The organism is Neoluteolibacter marinus (genome assembly GCF_014904755.1).
Classification (GTDB): domain Bacteria; phylum Verrucomicrobiota; class Verrucomicrobiia; order Verrucomicrobiales; family Akkermansiaceae; genus Haloferula; species Haloferula marina.
The window spans coordinates 1-331 of record NZ_JACZFQ010000162.1; the positions used below are offsets into that span (position 1 = coordinate 1).

Below are 331 nucleotides of genomic sequence, written 5' to 3' on the forward strand. Positions count from 1 at the left end.
GGTCAACCTCGAGGACACCATCGACAACGTCGACATCGATCTCGCTTATCAAGGATTCACGAAATACTGGAGGGTCGAGAACTCATGAGAATCATTCCCCCGGTCGATTACATCGATACGAGGAGCAGTGCGGAACGAAAGGTCGCCGAGCTTCTGGACCAGATCCCCGCCGAGACTACGGACGCTGCCGTTGCGTACCATTCGGTCCATCTTCCCCGTCATCGTCGGCAGATCATGGGGGAGGCTGATTTCGTCCTCCTGTGGAAGGGCGCGATCCTCGTCCTCGAGGTCAAGGGCGGTCGCATCGGCCGCACGGCCGACGGCATCTGGT

General features: G+C 59.2%; 2 protein-coding genes. One reads left to right on the plus strand and one right to left on the minus strand.

All coding sequences use genetic code 11. The features are described from left to right. Positions 1–48 precede the first annotated feature (48 nt). Positions 49–210 (minus strand): hypothetical protein, encoded by a 162-nt coding sequence (locus tag IG178_RS25765; protein WP_226895746.1) that lies wholly within the window; start codon positions 208–210, stop codon positions 49–51. Here IG178_RS25765 and IG178_RS26420 point away from each other — a divergent pair. Further along, the coding region (locus tag IG178_RS26420; RefSeq protein WP_425499875.1) for a nuclease-related domain-containing protein at positions 163–331 on the plus strand (169 nt) is incomplete at its 3' end. The two genes, IG178_RS25765 and IG178_RS26420, sit on opposite strands and share 48 nt — an antisense overlap.